This is a genomic window from Terriglobales bacterium (assembly GCA_035651655.1).
In the GTDB taxonomy this organism is placed as follows: Bacteria; Acidobacteriota; Terriglobia; order Terriglobales; family Acidobacteriaceae; genus DASRFG01.
Genome location: DASRFG010000016.1, coordinates 1 through 15,945, shown reverse-complemented (window position 1 = coordinate 15,945; position 15,945 = coordinate 1). Strand labels below are relative to the sequence as shown.

Genomic DNA, 15,945 nt, shown 5'->3' with positions numbered 1-15,945 from the left:
GCCATTCAGCGGCTTCAGCCGGATCACTTCTTCCAGGTTTCGGAGCTTGCCCTCCGCCCGCCGGATCTCCAGACCCGCGCCATTGCCCGCCACCGCAATCCCCGCCGAATCGTAGCCGCGATACTCCAGCCGCTTCAATCCATCCAGGATCACCGGCACCACCCGCTTCTTCCCAACGTATCCTACGATCCCGCACATGGTCGTGCTCCTTGCGACGGCAGCCTAGTCTTCGATGTTGTAACGAAATTCTTCAATCACTGGATTGGTGAGTACTTCCTTGGCGATGCGTGTGACCTCGTTTTCCGCATCCGCTCGGCTCAGCCCGCCATTCAGGCTGATCTCGAAGTACTTGCCCTGGCGTACATCGGCAAGGCCTTTGTATCCCATTTTCTTGAGGGCGCTCTGAATCGTCTTTCCCTGAGGATCAAGGACACTTCTCTTGAGGGACACGTACACATAGGCTTTCATTTTTTTTTATTATACGTCAGCTGTGCAGAATCTTAGGAAAGTTCCTTCAGCTTGGCGTCCAGTTCTGCCAGCGCCTTCTGCAGCATTTCGGTATAGCGGGGATTGGTGCTTGCCTCTATCTGCTGCAGGACGCGGTTGCGCGATAGAGTCAGGCTCTGTTTCTGGTGCTGAGCTTCCAATTGTTGCGGGGTCAGGTTTCCCTTGCCGTTCGTGGATGCCTCGGAAGCCGCTTCCATCTGGGCTTCCACTGATTTGCTCTCCCAGCCTCTCGCCATAATTGAATTATAAGCGGAGGTGCTCACGGTTTCGATAACAGATTGGATTACAGCTTGGATTACAGCTCGGGAGTGTCCCTTGATGGCACTGCGTGCCAATTGAGATAAGCGGTCACATCCTGAACAGTTCGCGCAATCGCTTGGTTTGGGCCCGGCTCACAGGAATTTCGGTCTGCTTCTTGTCGTCCATGCGCAGCTGATACGAACTTTTAAACCAGGGCACGACCTCTTTGATGCGGTTAATGTTCACCAGATAAGAACGGTGCGCGCGCCAGAAAAGACCTTGATCCAGGCTATCCAACAGTTCTTCCAGGGTGCGGCAGTTGGATTGGCCTTCCATGCCATTGATTCCGCTTGAGACCACCGTGATCACGCCATCTTCAATGGAGGCGTAGCAAACATCCTTCTGGTCCACCAGGAAAAGCCGCCCACCGGCTTTGAGCAGCAGCTTGGAAGGCTGCGGCTTCTGCGATTCCAGCATCTTCACCAGGGTGTCGAAGCGATCGCTGGGTGCGGACCTGGACTCGAGCTTCTGCCGCGCTTTTTGCACCGACTGGGCTACCCGCTTCTTGTCGAATGGTTTCAGCAGGTAATCAACTGCGTTCACTTCGAAGGCTTTCACCGCGTACTGATCAAAAGCGGTTGCAAACACGATCTGCGGCAAGGGGACTTTTTTATCGAGAAGTTTCTTCAGCACGCCAAAGCCATCGAGGCCCGGCATCTGCACGTCAAGAAACACCAGATCGGGGTTGTGCTCACGAATCAGGCTGACGCCTTCGACACCATTCTTGCCCTGCGCGACAATGTCCACGTCGCCGACGTTTTTGAGCAAAAAAGCGAGCTCATCCCGCGCCAATTGCTCATCATCAACGATCACAGCAGATAGCGACATAAAAATTGCCCCAGGTACGATAGCAAAGTATAGCGGTTTTCACATACTTGACGCACGCGAGAGGATGACTCTACAGAACGTTTTCCAGCGCCAAAGCCATGCCCATCCCACCGCTCACGCACAAGGTCGCAACACCGCGCTGGGCCTTGCGTCGCAGCATTTCATGCAGCAGAGTGACGGTAATTCGTGTACCCGTGCAACCAATGGGATGCCCGAGCGCAATGGCGCCGCCGTTCACGTTCAACTTGCTGTGCTCCATGTGGAGCTCGCGATCGCAGGCCAGGACCTGCGCTGCGAAAGCCTCATTTAATTCGATGAGATCAAAATTCTCAGTCTTGACTCCAGTTTTCTGCTCCAGCTTGCGCATGGCTGGAACTGGTCCAATTCCCATGGTGCGTGGATCAACGCCCGCGGACGCGACCGCTGTGATTCGCGCCAACGGCTTCAATTTGTTTTGCTGAACAAATCGTTTGCCGGCCAACACCATTGCGGCGGCTCCGTCGGTAATCCCTGAAGAATTGCCGGCGGTGATAGTCCCCGTGTTGGAGAATACAGGGGCGAGTTTGGCCATTTTCTCGAGCGTGGCCCCGAGAAATGGATGCTCGTCGTGTTCGAGAACCTGGGTGCCCTTTTTGCCTGCAATGGTGACCGGCACTATCTCATCATGAAAGCGCCCGGCATGAATCGCGGCTGCCGCTCGCGTCTGCGAGCACAGCGCGTACTGGTCCTGTTCTTCACGACTGATTCCGAACTGCTCCGCCAGAACTTCAGCCGTCTCACCCATTACCATCTTGGCTAGCGGACAAAAGAAACCATCGCGGTACATGCCGTCAACTAGATCAGCATTGCCCAGGCGGTAGCCCCAGCGCGCGCCATCGAGATAATAGGGAAGGCGAGACATGGATTCCGTTCCGCCCACCAGAGCGCATTCCAAATTGTCGTTGCTGATTTCCTCGAAGGCCAGCGCGACCGACTTCATTCCCGATGCGCACGCCATATTCACGGTGTACGCCGGGACCTCCTTTGGGACGCCACTACGAACCGAAATCTGGCGGGCGGGATTCGGCCCTCCGCCGGCCTGGCGCGCATTGCCGAAAATAGTTTCGTTCACCTGCTCTGGTTCGACGCCGGCGCGTTCCATCGCCGCTTTTGCGGCAACCACTCCCATGTCAGCAGCGGTGAGCGCCGCCAGAGATCCCCCGAATTTACCGATGGGTGTCCGCACTGCCGACAGCACAAAGACGTCCTGCACGCGACCTCCAACCTCTTAGTCTAGCAAGAGAGCACATCCGAGTGCGTCAAGCAGCGGCAGTTCGACCGAGCATTTTGCATTTCCCGCAGTCAGGTGTAGCCTTCACCTTCACACGACCCTCGGTCCGGGTTGCCGGCTACGCGGGTGCACGAAGGAGAAACATGAACCGCTCGCTCTTCTTCGCCGCCAGTTTGATCATCCTTCTGAGTGCCTCAGATCTGGCTCAGATGATGCCTTCCGCCACTCTGTCTGACAAGCCTCTCTCGCAGCGCGTTGTGGCCTACGTCATAGATGCACACCTTGATACCAGCAGGAAAACCATTGATGCCGTGGAAATCCTCACGTGGCACAACTATTCCGGCCAGCCACAGGACACGTTCCCTTTTCACGTGTATCTGAATGGCTTCCAGCCGCAGTCCACTTTCATAAATGAGACACGACAAGACGATCCCGAATTTGAGTGGGAGCCCAGGCACTACGGTGCTGAGGAGGTGAAACGCCTGGAAGTGGTGGGAGTGGGTGACCTGACCTCACAAATAAAATTCATTTCTCCGGATGATGGTAATCCCGGCGACCGTACCGTTTTTCAGGTGAAGATCCCCAAGCCGGTGCCACCGAACGGGCAGGTCCAGTTTCGCATTGTGTTTCACGACCAGTTGCCGGAGGTGCTTGCCAGAACCGGCTACAAACGTAATTTCATCATGGGCGCGCAGTGGTTCCCAAAAATTGGAGTGTGGTGGCAAGGCGCTTGGAATTGTCATCAATTCCACCGTAATACCGAGTTTTTTGCCGATTTCGGGACCTTCAATGTGAAGCTCACGCTGCCTCAGAACGAAGTCGTGGGTGCCAGCGGGATCGAACTGGCAAGCATCAATAATCCGGACGGCACCAAGACCGTGCACTTTTGGGGCGAGGACATCCACGACTTTGCCTGGACAGCAGAGCCGGAGTACAGAGTCGTTACCGATACCTTCAACGGCAGCATGGGGCCAGTGAAGATCCGCATGCTGATCCAGCCCGGCCACATGGCCACCGCTCCCCGATATCTTCAAGTGCTCAAAGGAACGCTCGATCGCTTCGAGCGCTGGTACGGACCGTATCCATACAAGCAGATCACGCTGGTTGACCCTCCGCACGGAGCGTTAAGCGCTGGTGGGATGGAGTATCCAACGCTCTTCACCGCCGACACTACCTGGTGGATGCCGAAGGGGCTGCGATTTCCCGAACTCGTGACCGAGCATGAGTTTGGGCACCAATACTGGTACGGCATGGTGGCGACCAATGAATTTGAAGATGCCTGGCTGGATGAGGGCATCAACAGTTACACCGAAGTCAAGATCATGGATTCTTTATACGGCGAGCGCACCTCAGTTCTCGACATGTATGGCGCCACTGCGGGCGAGCACGACTATCAGCGCCTGGAATACAGCCGGGTTGCCGATCGCGATCCCATGGCGCGCTTTGCTTACCAGTACATGAACAACCAGAGCTACGGCGGGACTACTTATGGAAAAACCGCTACCGTGCTCGCAACTCTCGAAGGGGTAATTGGAGAAGATATGTTAAGGCAGGCGCTGCGCACGTATTTCATGCGCTATCGCTTTACCCACCCAACCAAAGAAGACTTTTTGAAGACAGTGGAAGAAGTCTCCGGCCAAAACTTGCGCTGGTACTTTGATCAGGCGGTGTATGGAACACAGGTGTGTGACTACGAAATTTTGAGCGCCCGCTCCGACCGCACCGACTGGTACGAGAAGCATCCTCCCAAGGCCAAGAACGGACAGACCACGTACCGCACCATGGTGCTGGTGCATCGTAAAGGCGATTTCATTTTTCCCGTTGCCGTACTGATCAAGTTCGACAACGGCGAGAGCGTGCGCGAGCAGTGGGACGGCCGTGACCGCTGGGTTCGTTACGTCTATGAGAAGAAAGCCAAAATCGTCTCTGCGGAGCTGGATCCGGAGCACCAGGTATGGCTGGACAAAGATTTCTTTAACAACAGCCAGGTCAGGGAAGCGCACCTCTGGCCGGTTCTAAAACCGGTGGCTTATTGGACGGTGCTAACGCAGTGGCTTGCGCAGTTGCTTGCTTGGCTGGCATAGACGGGCCGTTGGAGATGGCCAGCACCTAGGGCCCAATAACGTTCCGATGGGAACCGGGTGGAACGGAATGTGGATTGTTTGAGGCACGCATGGGGCAATCAGCACTAATCGAAGGTTGGCGGCAGTTATGGCGCCATCAACGTATTCTGTGGTGGCTGTTTTTTATCAATCTGGTTCTGGCGCGATCAGCAGTGCGGCCGATGGCCGCCCGCTGGAGCCCGATCCTGGACCATAGCGCTGCCGCGGACGCGCTCTATCATGGCTTCAATGTGTTTCGCTACCTCGAACTGGTTCTCCGGCCTGAGATTGGCTTTAGTTCCGCGGGACCGGTGATAGTTGGGCCCGCATTTATATTCTTTGTTTTCGTACTGTTCGTGACTGGCGGCATTTTGTCCGCTTATCGCGCTGAAACCAAATTGAGCACCGCGGAATTCTTTCAGGCCAGTGGAGCTTTCTTCTGGCGCTTTGTCCGCCTGCTGATCATGCTTCTCGTTGTGATGGTTCCCATCGGGATTATTGCGGCGATTGTATTTCGGTTGGCGGGACATCTCTCGCGCGACGCAGCGCCAGAAAAGCTGGGCTTCTGGGTGGAGCTGGCTGGTGGCCTGGTGATTCTATTCATCATGATGTGCGCGCGCTTGGGTTTTGACATGGCGCAGGTCCACTCGGTCGCCAGCGGCGAGCGCGCCATGCGCCGTGCCGTGGTCCGCGGATTCAAGCTTACGTTTGGAAATTTCGCCAGCCTCTTCGGGATATATTTTCTTCCCAGCTTGGTCTCTTGGGCCGGCATGGCTGTAATCTTGTGCATCTGGGCACGCCTGGTTCCCTCAACTGCTGTGCTGACGTCTTTCTTTCTGCTTCAAGTGGGAATGTTGCTGTGGCTTGGGACGAGGCTGTGGCAGCGCTCCAGCGAGACCGCCTGGTATCAAAACCACGAAGGGGCAGGGGTGCTGGTGAGTGCGACAGGTAGCACACCCATCGAAAAATGAATTTTTCCGGGAAGGTTGCGCTCGTAACAGGTGCGGGTAGTCCTCGCGGCATTGGTTTCGCGATCGCTCGTCTGCTTGCGCAACTGCGCGCGAAAATTGCAATCACTTCCACAACCCAACGAATAGAGGATTGTGCTCGCGAACTATCGGCAGAGGGCGGCGACGTCTTTGCCCTGGCTGCCGATCTTTGCCATTACGACCGTACTCAGGCGCTGGTACAGGCAGTTCTCGCCCGCTTCGGCCGAATTGACATCCTGGTGAACAACGCAGGCATGACGCAAGTCAGCCGCCCGGGAGCGACCGCCTCGTTGCCGCTGGTCGAACTATCCGAGCAGGATTGGGATTACGGTATCGCGATCAATCTGAAGACCGCTTACAACGTGACCCGCGCCGTGTTGCCCAGCATGTTGGAAGGGAAATACGGGCGGATCGTGAACATTTCTTCCACCACCGGCCCACTGGTGAGCAATCCGCGTGAAACCGCATACAGCGCGGCCAAAGCTGCCATGGTCGGACTTACTCGCAGCCTGGCTCTTGAGGTTGCACGCCAGCAAATTACGGTCAATGCGGTTGCTCCCGGCTGGATCGAGACCGCTTCTTCTTCAGATCAGGAAATCATTGCCGGCAAAAATACTCCCGTGGGTCGCCCCGGCCGTCCCGAAGAGGTGGCTGCTGCGGTCGCGTTTCTGGCCTCGGAAGCAGCCTCTTACATAACCGGCCAGCTCATTGTCGTGGATGGTGGTAACTCCGTTCAGGAATATAAAGGCCCTTCTGGGTTGTACTACTGAGCGTATTACCAGGTGCGGGAAACTGGTTTGGCGGTATTCCAATAGGGGCGAGCAATGGCCTCACCTCGCGCGTGCGAGCACGAGGGTGACGTCGTCGGGTTGTTCCTCGCCGCCAATCCAATCCATGACGGCAGCCAGAACGGTTTCGCTGATGCGCGCCAGGGGCTGGTCGCGATAATCGCGGACCAGTTCGAGGAGCCTTTCCTCCCCGAACTCGCCAAAGTCGTTTTCCGGTTCGGTCACGCCATCACTGAAGGCCAGAAAAATGTCACCCGCTCGCAAGTCAATCGAACTCTCTTCGTAATCCAGGGCCTCAAAGAGTCCCACGACGGTGCCTCCGCGATCCAGACGACGCACCTGGCCGTCCCGGCCGACGATAAGGGGCGGTAGATGTCCGGCATTGGTATAGGTGAGCCGCTGCGAAGGACTGTCGTACGCGCCAAGAAACAACGTTGCGTATTTCTCTGCAGGAGTCGTTCGATAAAGCTGCTGATTCAGCAGCGTGATCAAGGCCGCCGGCGAGACTTCTGTGCCATGAGAAGATGATCGTCCGGAATGCACATCTGCGCCTACGGCCCGCGGCATGGAGAGCCGTGGTGGCGCTTCCTGGCTATAAGCGCGTACTGCCGAATGGATGGTAGCCATCAGGAGTGCCGCCGAAATTCCTTTGCCGCTCACGTCACCAACAGCCAGCATCAGGCGCTCAGGTGGGAGAGGCACAAAGTCGTAGTAGTCGCCGCTCACCGTTCGCGCGGGACGGCAGAAGCCGTGCACTTCCAGGGACTCCAGCTCTGAAACCTGTTTGGGAAAGAGCTGCGATTGCACCTCCTGCGCGATCACCAGTTCGTTTTCCATGCGCTGCTTCTCTTTTTGCTCGGCCAGCAGCTTTTGCAGTGACTCAGTCATGGAGTTAAAGGAATTCTCCAAGGCAGCGAGCTGGTCATGGGTCTGCACCGAAATGCGATGGCTGAAGTCTCCTCGATTAATGTGCTGAGTCGCCTTATACAGCGCCGCGATGGATCGCGTGATGGTACGCGTCAGCCGCACACCGATGAGCAGGGCGAACAGCTCGATGACCGCGAATAGGGCTCCCAGGATACCCAGAATGATTGCCGCAGCGCCCGAGTATTGTCCGAGGGTAGAAAACAATTCTCTGTAGAGCACCGAATTGCGGGTAGTGACCAGGAATGCTGCCGCGGAACCCTTCTGGCCAGTCTTCCAGTCCACCACCCACAGCACGGTGGGAAACGAGACCAGGCGGTCAAAGTACCCGGACGAGGGAGGAGGACTGCCCGCCCTGATGGTTGATCGTTCAGCTGGTCTGCGCGATTGGCCGCTGGGCCTCCCGCTGCCCGCGGAAACATTGATTCCTTGCTCACTAAGATCCACGCCTTCGGCGTAAAAGCTGATTTCGCCCAACTCCCCCGCGATCTTGTCCAGCAAGTCCTTCCCCAAGGGTTCGCTCGATAGCACCGTGAGCTTCTCGCTGCCTACTTGTGCTGTATTGACCGCCCGCAAGTAGATATTTCCACCGTCTCGGACTACGTCTGCAAAGCGGCTATTTGCAAATGTCGGCGGCGTGGAGAGTGGCCTTCCTGTGGCCCTCTGGTCGCCTCTGTACCAGATCGCCACATCTCGTTTGGACCACTGCGGGTCACCGGCTTTTAGCTTTTCCAGTTGGGAGGCAAGGAACGATCCGCCCTTAGGGGCGTACGGAGCCAAAGCGTTCGCCAACGTCGCATTGCTGGCTTGCAAGCTGCTTAGTTCGGACCTTATATCCGCGGTCACAACAAAGGTGGCAAATTGACCGGCGAACATGTATCCCGCAGCTGCGACCATGGCGAGTAAGAGCATGATCGGAATTACCGCCATGAAAACATAGGTCACGATCAAACGATTTCGGAGACGCCATAAGAGGCGTTGCCGGATCCATCGAAATAGGACTACAGCCCACAGGACGCCACCAAGGAAGGTGAGGAAATTTACCCAGAAGCTCAGGCTGTTTGCCGCCGAGGCGGTGGCCGCGGCAAGCAGTTGCTCCACTCCGTAGAGAAGGAGATCAAGGCCCACAACGTAGGCGGCAGTACGTGCCAGCCGGCTGCGTGGAATCCAGCGCAGCAGCACGCGCTTGATGCGAAAAGTCCTCAGGGAGGGCACTTCCATTACAGAGTTCGCTTCAGACGATTGAGTTCCCCGCTCGATTATAGCCGCCTGATGCCGCCGTCCAACTTGGCACAGCAGGGCGGCCAATTCATCGTTTAAAATGCGGACGTGCCGAGACATTTGGGCCAGTTAGGTTTGCGGGCGAGCATTCCCATGGTGCTGCTTGGCGTGCAAATCTCTGTCGCCCAACAAGCAGGTGCGAACCCACAGCAGAAAGGTCCGACGGTGCGGCTCAACGTCCTCAACGTTTGCGCGCCATCGGAGCGCGACCAAAAGGACATTGCTGCCGCTTTGGCACGCATACCGCGGAAGCCGCTTTGGGCGACAGATTTCGAGGTAGATCGCGGCCGCACCACACTAGACCAGGAGTCTGCCTTACCCGGATCCCTCACTGTGCAGGGAACAACTCCAGCCGAACACGCACCGCGCGAGGAACGCGACACCAAAACTCCAGTAGCCCACTGGGCACGCATTCGTCGCGAATTCCCCAGCGAATCGCCGTTCCTGAACGCCCAGTATTCGTTTAGCACCGACGCGCAAAATATGGTTGAAACCCTGGTGTTCCGCTTGCGTGATTCAAAGGATTTGCTTCAAGTCTCCATCGAGGACACGGTTTCCGCAGTTTCGACTCCTGCCACCGTCCTGGCAACCGATACCCCGGCAAGCAGGGTCAGGCTGGAGCGCTTTGGCAAGTCTTCCATCGTACTTGCCCGCTGTACTGCTAGCGAAGTTGGCCACGCGGTTGACCAGAGCGCCTATGAACCGCTTTTCCGCCACGCCAGCACGATCCTGGCTCTTTATCGTGACGCCCTGGGAGCCCGCCGTACGATTCCCTCGGAACTAGCGCGTGTGAATTCAGCCTTTGGCGCATTTTCCACCTCGGTGCGTGTTGGGTCGAAACCGCATTAGTTTGTTGGGCAAAGCTGGTTTATGGAACGAATTCCGTCGTCAACAATCTAAGTAATAGGACGCAATGGAAAATCACGTTCGCGAGACAGTTATTATCGGCTCGGGTTGTGCGGGGCTTACTGCCGCCATCTATGCCGCCCGCGCCAATCTAAAGCCTTTGGTAATCCAAGGTCATGAGCCTGGAGGGCAGCTCTCGCTCACCACTCTGGTAGAGAACTTTCCCGGCTTTCCGGAGGGGATCCAAGGGCCGGAACTGATCGAAAACATGAAAAAGCAGGCGGCCCGCTTTGGCGCCGAGTTCAAGGTCAGTCACTTGGTCAGTGCCGATCTCAAACAGCGGCCTTTTGCTCTCAACTTCGGCCGCGAAACCGTGCATGCTCGAACCCTGATTATTGCCAGCGGCGCCTCTGCCCGCTGGTTGGGGCTGCCGAATGAGCAAGCGCTTATTGGGCATGGCGTCTCTTCCTGCGCCACTTGTGACGGTTTCTTTTTTACCGGCAAGGAAATAACGGTTGTAGGCGGCGGGGATTCAGCCATGGAAGAGGCACTCTTCCTGACCCGTTTTGGCAGCAAAGTGACCGTCATCCACCGGCGTGATCACTTTCGCGCTTCGAAAATCATGCTTGATCGTGCCCGCAAGCACGACAAGATCAAATTCATGACCGACACAGTGGTGGAGGATGTCTTTGACGTCGCGAAAAAAGAGGTTACGGGTTTGAAGTTGCGGAACCTCAAGACTGAAAAGAACATTGATTTCCCAACGAGCGCGTTGTTTCTGGGAATCGGTCATATTCCCAACACGAAAATGTTCGGCGACCAACTGGAAACCGACGCCGACGGTTATCTGAAGACACACGATTACGTTTTCACCCGCGTTCCCGGCGTTTTTGCCTGCGGCGACGTCCAAGACCGCCGATACCGGCAGGCAATCACGGCCGCAGGAACTGGCTGCATGGCAGCTCTGGAAGTGGAAAAATTCCTGGAACAGCAGGGAAGATAGATGTCTAGGCGGCGGTTCCCATGTATCGGGGAACGAGTTTCATCCGCGACTTCAGCCAGGCCGCCACTGGAGTTTGCAACATCAGGTGTTGGAGAATGTCTTCTGGGCTGAGCTGGAACCAATGGGTAGGCTGCCAGCGGGTGCTGCGAAACTCCAACTGACCGCTGCGGATGCGATAGAAATTCAGCTCTCCGTCGCCGAAGTCCATTACTAATTGGCGATCGCCTAACTGAAGTGCGAAGATGCGACTTGACTCGGCCATAGCTCCCTTGGGTCCTTTGGAGAAATGACTGGGCGGCTCGACCGCCCAGCCCGAGTCCATGGACTTAAGTTACAACTGTGATGTCCAGTGGCTCCCTAGTCGGGTTGCCTCAAATTCGGTGTAGATAACAGCTGATATCAAGCGAATTCCAGCGCTGCGGCTGGGTCAAATCCAATAAGTCACCTAAGTTGCCACGCTGAACCAACATGCGGAGCGCCCAGCCCATGGGCAGAGACAAACCTCGCCGGCCATGTGATAAAACAATTTTGTCGTTTTGCGCAACCGATGGGGGAGCCGGGATTGAAAATCAGAGCAGCCCAGTCCACTTTCCCCTGCAGTGAGGAGCTTTGCTAAGAGCGGCTCTGATCGGGCTCTCCGAAAATCGGCATCTCAGGGCCCTGGCCGAGCGTTCATCTCTGGGCCTGCGTCTTTCTCAACGCTTCGTAGCGGGAACCAGCATCGAAGATGCGGTTCGCGCTGCACAAACGGTCAACCGCGCCGGCATGACCGTCAGCGTGGACAATCTTGGAGAAAATGTCACGAGCCTCGACGAAGCCCGCCATAGCGCGGCGCTTTACCATCAACTGCTGGATGAGATCGAAGCTCAGAAGCTGCAAGCCAACATTAGCCTGAAGCTCACGCACATGGGACTTGATCTCGACGAGGGTGTGGCACGAGAACTGGTTTCGAAGCTGGTAGGGCGAGCGGCACGCAGCACTCCTCGCAATTTTGTGCGGATCGATATGGAAGGCTCGCCGTATACGCAAAGAACTCTGGATTTCGTCCACGACATACATCGCCAGCCGGGAAACGCGGGCGCGGTTGGGGCGGTGATCCAGTCGTACATGCGGCGCAGCGAAGCCGACGTGGAACGCCTGCTTTCTGAAGGTATCCGGATCCGGCTCTGCAAAGGGGCTTACAAAGAGCCCCCGGAAATTGCCTTTCAAAAGAAAGCGGAAGTAGATGCAAATTATGTGCGGCTGATGAAAATGCTGGTGAAAAGCGGCATATATCACGGCATTGCGACACATGATCCGCGCATGATCGAAGAAACGATTCGCTTCGCCGATAAAGAACAGATACGCCGTGATGCTTTTGAATTCCAGATGCTTTACGGCATCAGGCGCGATCTGCAACAAAAGCTAGTACAGCAGGGCTGGGGGATGCGCGTGTACATTCCGTTTGGGACTGAGTGGTACCCCTACCTCATGCGGCGTTTAGCGGAACGTCCGGCAAACTTGTTCTTCTTACTAAGAAATCTCTTCCGGCAATGAGTTCGTCGAGCATACGTGAACGAAGTTGCTGAAAATCTGCAGGAACTCAGCCCTGTTGGAGTGAATTCCCGATACGCCGTGCTCCTGCTCGCCCCTCGACCGCAAAACTTTGCATCTCAAGAGCAGGGTCCGTCGCGAGATTCGAAAATAGTCTGCGTAGCCGGGCCATAGTTTTGTTAGGATTTATACATGTCGAAGCTCGGCGAGAGCACGATAGAGGTGGCAGGGTCATTTGCCGCGCAAGTCGGCTCCGATGTGGAAGACGAGCGCATTGATCTGCTGCGCGGAGCTCTGACCATAGCTCGCACTGAGTATCCCAATCTCGACATTGAATCTTACGTGGCGCGCATTGAAGTTTTTGCCGAGCGCGTCGGTAGCCGGGTACGCGATGTCGGCGATCCCGCCCAAAGCATTTTCGCGTTGAATACCGTGCTCTTCGGAGAAGAAAAGCTGCGTGGCAATCGCGAGGAGTACTACGATCCCAGGAACTCGTTTTTAAATGATGTGCTCGACCGCAGGCTGGGTATTCCCATCACCCTCGCGCTTATTTATATGGAAGTCGCGCGCCGGATCGGTTTTCCGCTGTTTGGCGTCGGCATGCCCGGGCATTTTTTGTTGAAACATTATGACCCTGAGGGCAGACAGGTACTGATTGATGCATTCAACGGCGGGCACATTCTGTCCGCCAAAGACTGCAAAGAGCGCCTCAATGAAATTTATGCTGGCCAGCTGACGTTTCAGCCGCAGTTTCTAATGTCGGTCAGCCGGCGCCAGATGCTGACCCGAATTCTGAACAATCTCAAAACGGTTTACCTTACCGCTCGCAACTTCCGCAAAGCGCTTCCTATTGTGGACATGGTCCTCGCCATCTATCCGCGTTCGCCCGAAGATGTGAAGCAAAGGGCGCTTTTGAGATACAGCCTGGGACAGATGCGCGGGGCGGTTCAAGACCTGGAAGACTACCTCAAGATGTCGCCCGACGCCTCGGATGTGGATGAGATCCGCGACACTTCTCTGAATATCCGCCGCACCCTGGCGACCATGAACTAAGCAATCATCCAAAAAGTTTAATTATTGGCTGCTGGCCGTGGCAGAGGGCTGTTCTTCGTTCTGCGCGTGAACCGGCGCGAGGGGCAACTGCACCAGACGCTTGAGGAGGTCTCGTTCCTGATCGGAAAACGTGCTGCGATATTTCTCTGAATCTACCGCCTGCCCGCGTTGCTCCGCCGGCATCTGCCGCAGTTCGTGAATCGCCGTCTTCATCGCGGTTTGACGCTGCGGCGGGAGTTTCCTGATCTTGCCATAAGCCGCACGCACCTGTTGCCGCTGGGCTGCGCTCAGGTGCTCGTAGGTTTCCATACGCTTGATGATCCGTTGCTGCTTATCAGGCGAAAGGCTGTTGAACTTGTGCAGCCTCTCTAACAGTTTGGCTTGGTTCGCGGGAGGCAGCTTGCGAAATCCGGGATCGTTCTCCAGCGCCCGCTGTTGCTGGTCGGGCGGTAATCCTTTGTACTTGCTCAGCCAATCGCCAGCGTGATGGGAACGATGAGCTCGGGCTGCGGAGCCATGGGTGGGTGCATTCGCGGCGGCAGATGGGGTTTTATCTGAGGTTGCCGGCGGTGCTGTCTGAGAATTGTTGGCAGCATCCTGGGCGACCACCGCGATTGTAAGAGCGGCCACGATTGCGATCTGCGCCAGCAGTGTCGCTCCCCATTTCGCCATCGTACTGCTCCGCTCCTAAGTGCGAATTACTGATTGGTGTTCTGCTGAACATCAAGCTCGTCGAGAATATCGAAATCTGCGTAGAGCTCGTGATTGTTGTCCAGGGTCTGCAAATCGCCGACTGCCGTACCGGGTTGCTCGGTTACGTTCTTGTCCCACGAAACGACTGCGTTGGGGCTGTCGTTGAGACTTGGTCCGCTGCGGAACAGGCTCACCCCGGCGAGCAGCAGCAGGGCCATGGAAGCAGCCAATGCCGGACGTCGTAGCCAAGCCAGCCAGCCACTGGATTTCGCGGTCTTTTCTTCGCGCAAGCGGGCCTGCAGGCGAGTGTCAAAATAAGCCGACGGCTCTGGCGCCTGCCACTCGTCAAGCAACGCCATGGTCTCTCGCAAGGCCGCCAGCTCCCCGGAGCAGGTAGAACAGTCGCGCAAATGGACTTCGCTTTCAGCCGAGATCGGGTGAACCCCGGAGGCCAGATCCGGCAGGAACTCACGAATTTCGGTGCAATTCATACCCATCCCCTAAATGAACCCTTGTAACTTTTCTCGCAACGTTTCGTACGCTCGAAAAAGCAGCGACTTGGTCGCCGATTCGCTCAGCTGCAGGACCTCCGCAATCTGACGGTAGTCCATGCCCTGGTACTTATGCATGATCACCGCCAGCCTTTGGCGTTCAGGCAATGCCTGAACGTGATTGCGGATGGCCGCCAGGCGCTCACGGCGAAGCAGGTTCTCTTCGGCGTTGGGCGCCGAGGCAGCCAAATCCAATGTTGTACCCGTTTCAGCGTTCGGCTCGTCCAGGCTGACGCTGTGCTCGGGACGTTCGTGGCGCGTGTCGCGGGCGTAGTTCACTGCCAGGTTGGTGGCAATGCGATACAGCCAGGTAGTGAACTTCGCGCTCGCGGCATACGTCCCGCGGGAGCGATACACCCGCAAAAAAATTTCCTGTGCCAGGTCTTCAGCCGCCGCCGCATTGTGAACCATGCGGTACATGAAGCTGATCATCGGGCGGCGGTACTTTTGCAGCAAGTAGTCGAATGCTGCCTGGTCCCCGGCCTTGACCCGCAGCATGACTTCAGCGTCAGAGAGCCCTTCGATCACAGACGGAAGAGCACTCTCGCGGGCCGACTGGTCCGGCCGCCGTATCACCATGCCAGGAAAACCCTGTTCCATGGCAACGCTGGTCACATTGATGGAAACCCGTTGCTCTACAGAAAGTTGCGTGGCTTCCGCGCCGTTCTTGGGCAAGGTTTTAGGCCCAAGACGGTCATCCGCCGGAGGCTGGGGTAACGGTGCCCGAGTTCGGCTGTTAACGGCCATTTGGCTTGCATCCAGCGGCGACTCGCCGCCCACTAGTAACCACTTTTTCTTACTAAGATGCTGAATTCCAACGAGGAGGCCGGGTAAAGGCTATCACGCAGGGCAAGGGTGGGCGCCGGAAAGGCTTTGTTACAATAAAAACTCACCTCGGATTGGGCGCTTAGCTCAGTTGGTTAGAGCGCGTGCTTCACACGCACGAGGTCGCAGGTTCGAGTCCTGCAGTGCCCACCATTTACTCGCTAATTTTTCAACGAGTTTACCGCCGTCCGTAGTTGAAGCAAGTCGTGATTCTGCAGTGTGCCCACTATTGTGCCCACCTAGCCGCTCCATTGCATTCAAAACGGCATCTTCGCCCGGGTGAAGCTTGAACTCGACCTTGCGGACCACCGTGGCAAGGTTCCACGTATCGGAACACGGACTGGTATACGATTGGGGGGTGAGTGTAATCGAGATTTTTCAACAATCATCGAGAACGCGAACGGTTTATCTCCTTTATGTCATCTTGAACTTGGTCATGAATCGCCTTCTGA

General features: G+C 56.4%; 17 protein-coding genes and 1 tRNA gene. 8 read left to right on the top strand and 10 right to left on the bottom strand.

All coding sequences use genetic code 11. The features are described from left to right. The 5 genes from VFA76_07090 to VFA76_07070 form a co-directional block, all read right to left on the bottom strand. Positions 1 to 198 (bottom strand): glutamine--fructose-6-phosphate aminotransferase (locus VFA76_07090; GenBank protein ID HZR31602.1); only part of this gene is annotated, 198 nt, incomplete at its 3' end. Positions 199 to 222: 24 nt separating this feature from the next. Beyond that, positions 223 to 468, bottom strand: a complete 246-nt coding sequence (purS, locus tag VFA76_07085) for a phosphoribosylformylglycinamidine synthase subunit PurS (GenBank protein HZR31601.1) — start codon at positions 466 to 468, stop codon at positions 223 to 225. Positions 469 to 500: 32 nt separating this feature from the next. Continuing rightward, a complete protein-coding gene (locus VFA76_07080; protein HZR31600.1) occupies positions 501 to 704 on the bottom strand; it encodes a hypothetical protein in 204 nt (67 codons plus the stop codon). A gap of 151 nt (positions 705 to 855) precedes the next feature. Continuing rightward, a complete protein-coding gene (locus VFA76_07075) occupies positions 856 to 1,635 on the bottom strand; it encodes a LytTR family DNA-binding domain-containing protein (protein ID HZR31599.1) in 780 nt (259 codons plus the stop codon). A gap of 70 nt (positions 1,636 to 1,705) precedes the next feature. Beyond that, on the bottom strand, positions 1,706 to 2,887 hold the full coding sequence (locus VFA76_07070; GenBank protein HZR31598.1) for a thiolase family protein: 1,182 nt from the start codon (positions 2,885 to 2,887) through the stop codon (positions 1,706 to 1,708). A gap of 161 nt (positions 2,888 to 3,048) precedes the next feature. Here VFA76_07070 and VFA76_07065 point away from each other — a divergent pair, with 161 nt between their 5' ends. From VFA76_07065 to VFA76_07055, 3 genes are all read left to right on the top strand, one after another. Next, positions 3,049 to 4,989, top strand: a complete 1,941-nt coding sequence (locus tag VFA76_07065; GenBank protein HZR31597.1) for a M1 family metallopeptidase — start codon at positions 3,049 to 3,051, stop codon at positions 4,987 to 4,989. Positions 4,990 to 5,078: 89 nt separating this feature from the next. Further along, the gene (locus VFA76_07060; protein ID HZR31596.1) at positions 5,079 to 5,978 is read left to right on the top strand and encodes a hypothetical protein; all 900 of its coding nucleotides are present in this window, start codon (positions 5,079 to 5,081) and stop codon (positions 5,976 to 5,978) included. Then, on the top strand, positions 5,975 to 6,766 hold the full coding sequence (locus VFA76_07055) for an SDR family NAD(P)-dependent oxidoreductase (GenBank protein HZR31595.1): 792 nt from the start codon (positions 5,975 to 5,977) through the stop codon (positions 6,764 to 6,766). Before VFA76_07060 ends, VFA76_07055 begins: the two co-directional genes overlap by 4 nt. Before the next feature lie 60 nt (positions 6,767 to 6,826). Here VFA76_07055 and VFA76_07050 read toward each other — a convergent pair whose 3' ends face one another. After that, a complete protein-coding gene (locus VFA76_07050) occupies positions 6,827 to 8,929 on the bottom strand; it encodes a PP2C family protein-serine/threonine phosphatase (GenBank protein ID HZR31594.1) in 2,103 nt (700 codons plus the stop codon). Positions 8,930 to 9,082: 153 nt separating this feature from the next. On the opposite strand from VFA76_07050, the gene VFA76_07045 reads away from it, so the two are divergent. Further along, positions 9,083 to 9,838, top strand: coding sequence for a hypothetical protein (locus tag VFA76_07045; protein ID HZR31593.1), 756 nt, complete (start codon positions 9,083 to 9,085; stop codon positions 9,836 to 9,838). 64 nt (positions 9,839 to 9,902) lie between these two features. After that, the gene (gene trxB, locus VFA76_07040) at positions 9,903 to 10,838 is read left to right on the top strand and encodes a thioredoxin-disulfide reductase (protein ID HZR31592.1); all 936 of its coding nucleotides are present in this window, start codon (positions 9,903 to 9,905) and stop codon (positions 10,836 to 10,838) included. Positions 10,839 to 10,842: 4 nt separating this feature from the next. Here the strand turns inward: trxB and VFA76_07035 are convergent, their stop codons facing one another. Beyond that, entirely contained in the window at positions 10,843 to 11,100 is a 258-nt protein-coding gene (locus VFA76_07035) for a hypothetical protein (GenBank protein ID HZR31591.1), read from the bottom strand. Positions 11,101 to 11,447: 347 nt separating this feature from the next. On the opposite strand from VFA76_07035, the gene VFA76_07030 reads away from it, so the two are divergent. Both VFA76_07030 and VFA76_07025 read left to right on the top strand, forming a co-directional pair. After that, positions 11,448 to 12,374 (top strand): proline dehydrogenase family protein, encoded by a 927-nt coding sequence (locus tag VFA76_07030; GenBank protein ID HZR31590.1) that lies wholly within the window; start codon positions 11,448 to 11,450, stop codon positions 12,372 to 12,374. Positions 12,375 to 12,563: 189 nt separating this feature from the next. Next, entirely contained in the window at positions 12,564 to 13,424 is an 861-nt protein-coding gene (locus VFA76_07025) for a transglutaminase-like domain-containing protein (GenBank protein HZR31589.1), read from the top strand. 21 nt (positions 13,425 to 13,445) lie between these two features. On the opposite strand, the gene VFA76_07020 is transcribed toward VFA76_07025, so the two are convergent. Genes VFA76_07020 through VFA76_07010 form a run of 3 tightly spaced genes read right to left on the bottom strand, consistent with a single transcriptional unit; the run spans position 13,446 to position 15,415 of the window. Continuing rightward, complete coding sequence (locus tag VFA76_07020; GenBank protein ID HZR31588.1) at positions 13,446 to 14,096, bottom strand: DUF3106 domain-containing protein; 651 nt, start codon at positions 14,094 to 14,096, stop codon at positions 13,446 to 13,448. A gap of 26 nt (positions 14,097 to 14,122) precedes the next feature. Beyond that, positions 14,123 to 14,608, bottom strand: coding sequence for a hypothetical protein (locus tag VFA76_07015; protein ID HZR31587.1), 486 nt, complete (start codon positions 14,606 to 14,608; stop codon positions 14,123 to 14,125). Between the two features lie 9 nt (positions 14,609 to 14,617). Beyond that, a complete protein-coding gene (locus tag VFA76_07010; protein HZR31586.1) occupies positions 14,618 to 15,415 on the bottom strand; it encodes a sigma-70 family RNA polymerase sigma factor in 798 nt (265 codons plus the stop codon). Positions 15,416 to 15,569: 154 nt separating this feature from the next. Here VFA76_07010 and VFA76_07005 point away from each other — a divergent pair. Continuing rightward, a tRNA-Val gene (locus VFA76_07005) sits at positions 15,570 to 15,646 on the top strand. The last annotated feature ends 299 nt before the right edge of the window (positions 15,647 to 15,945 follow it).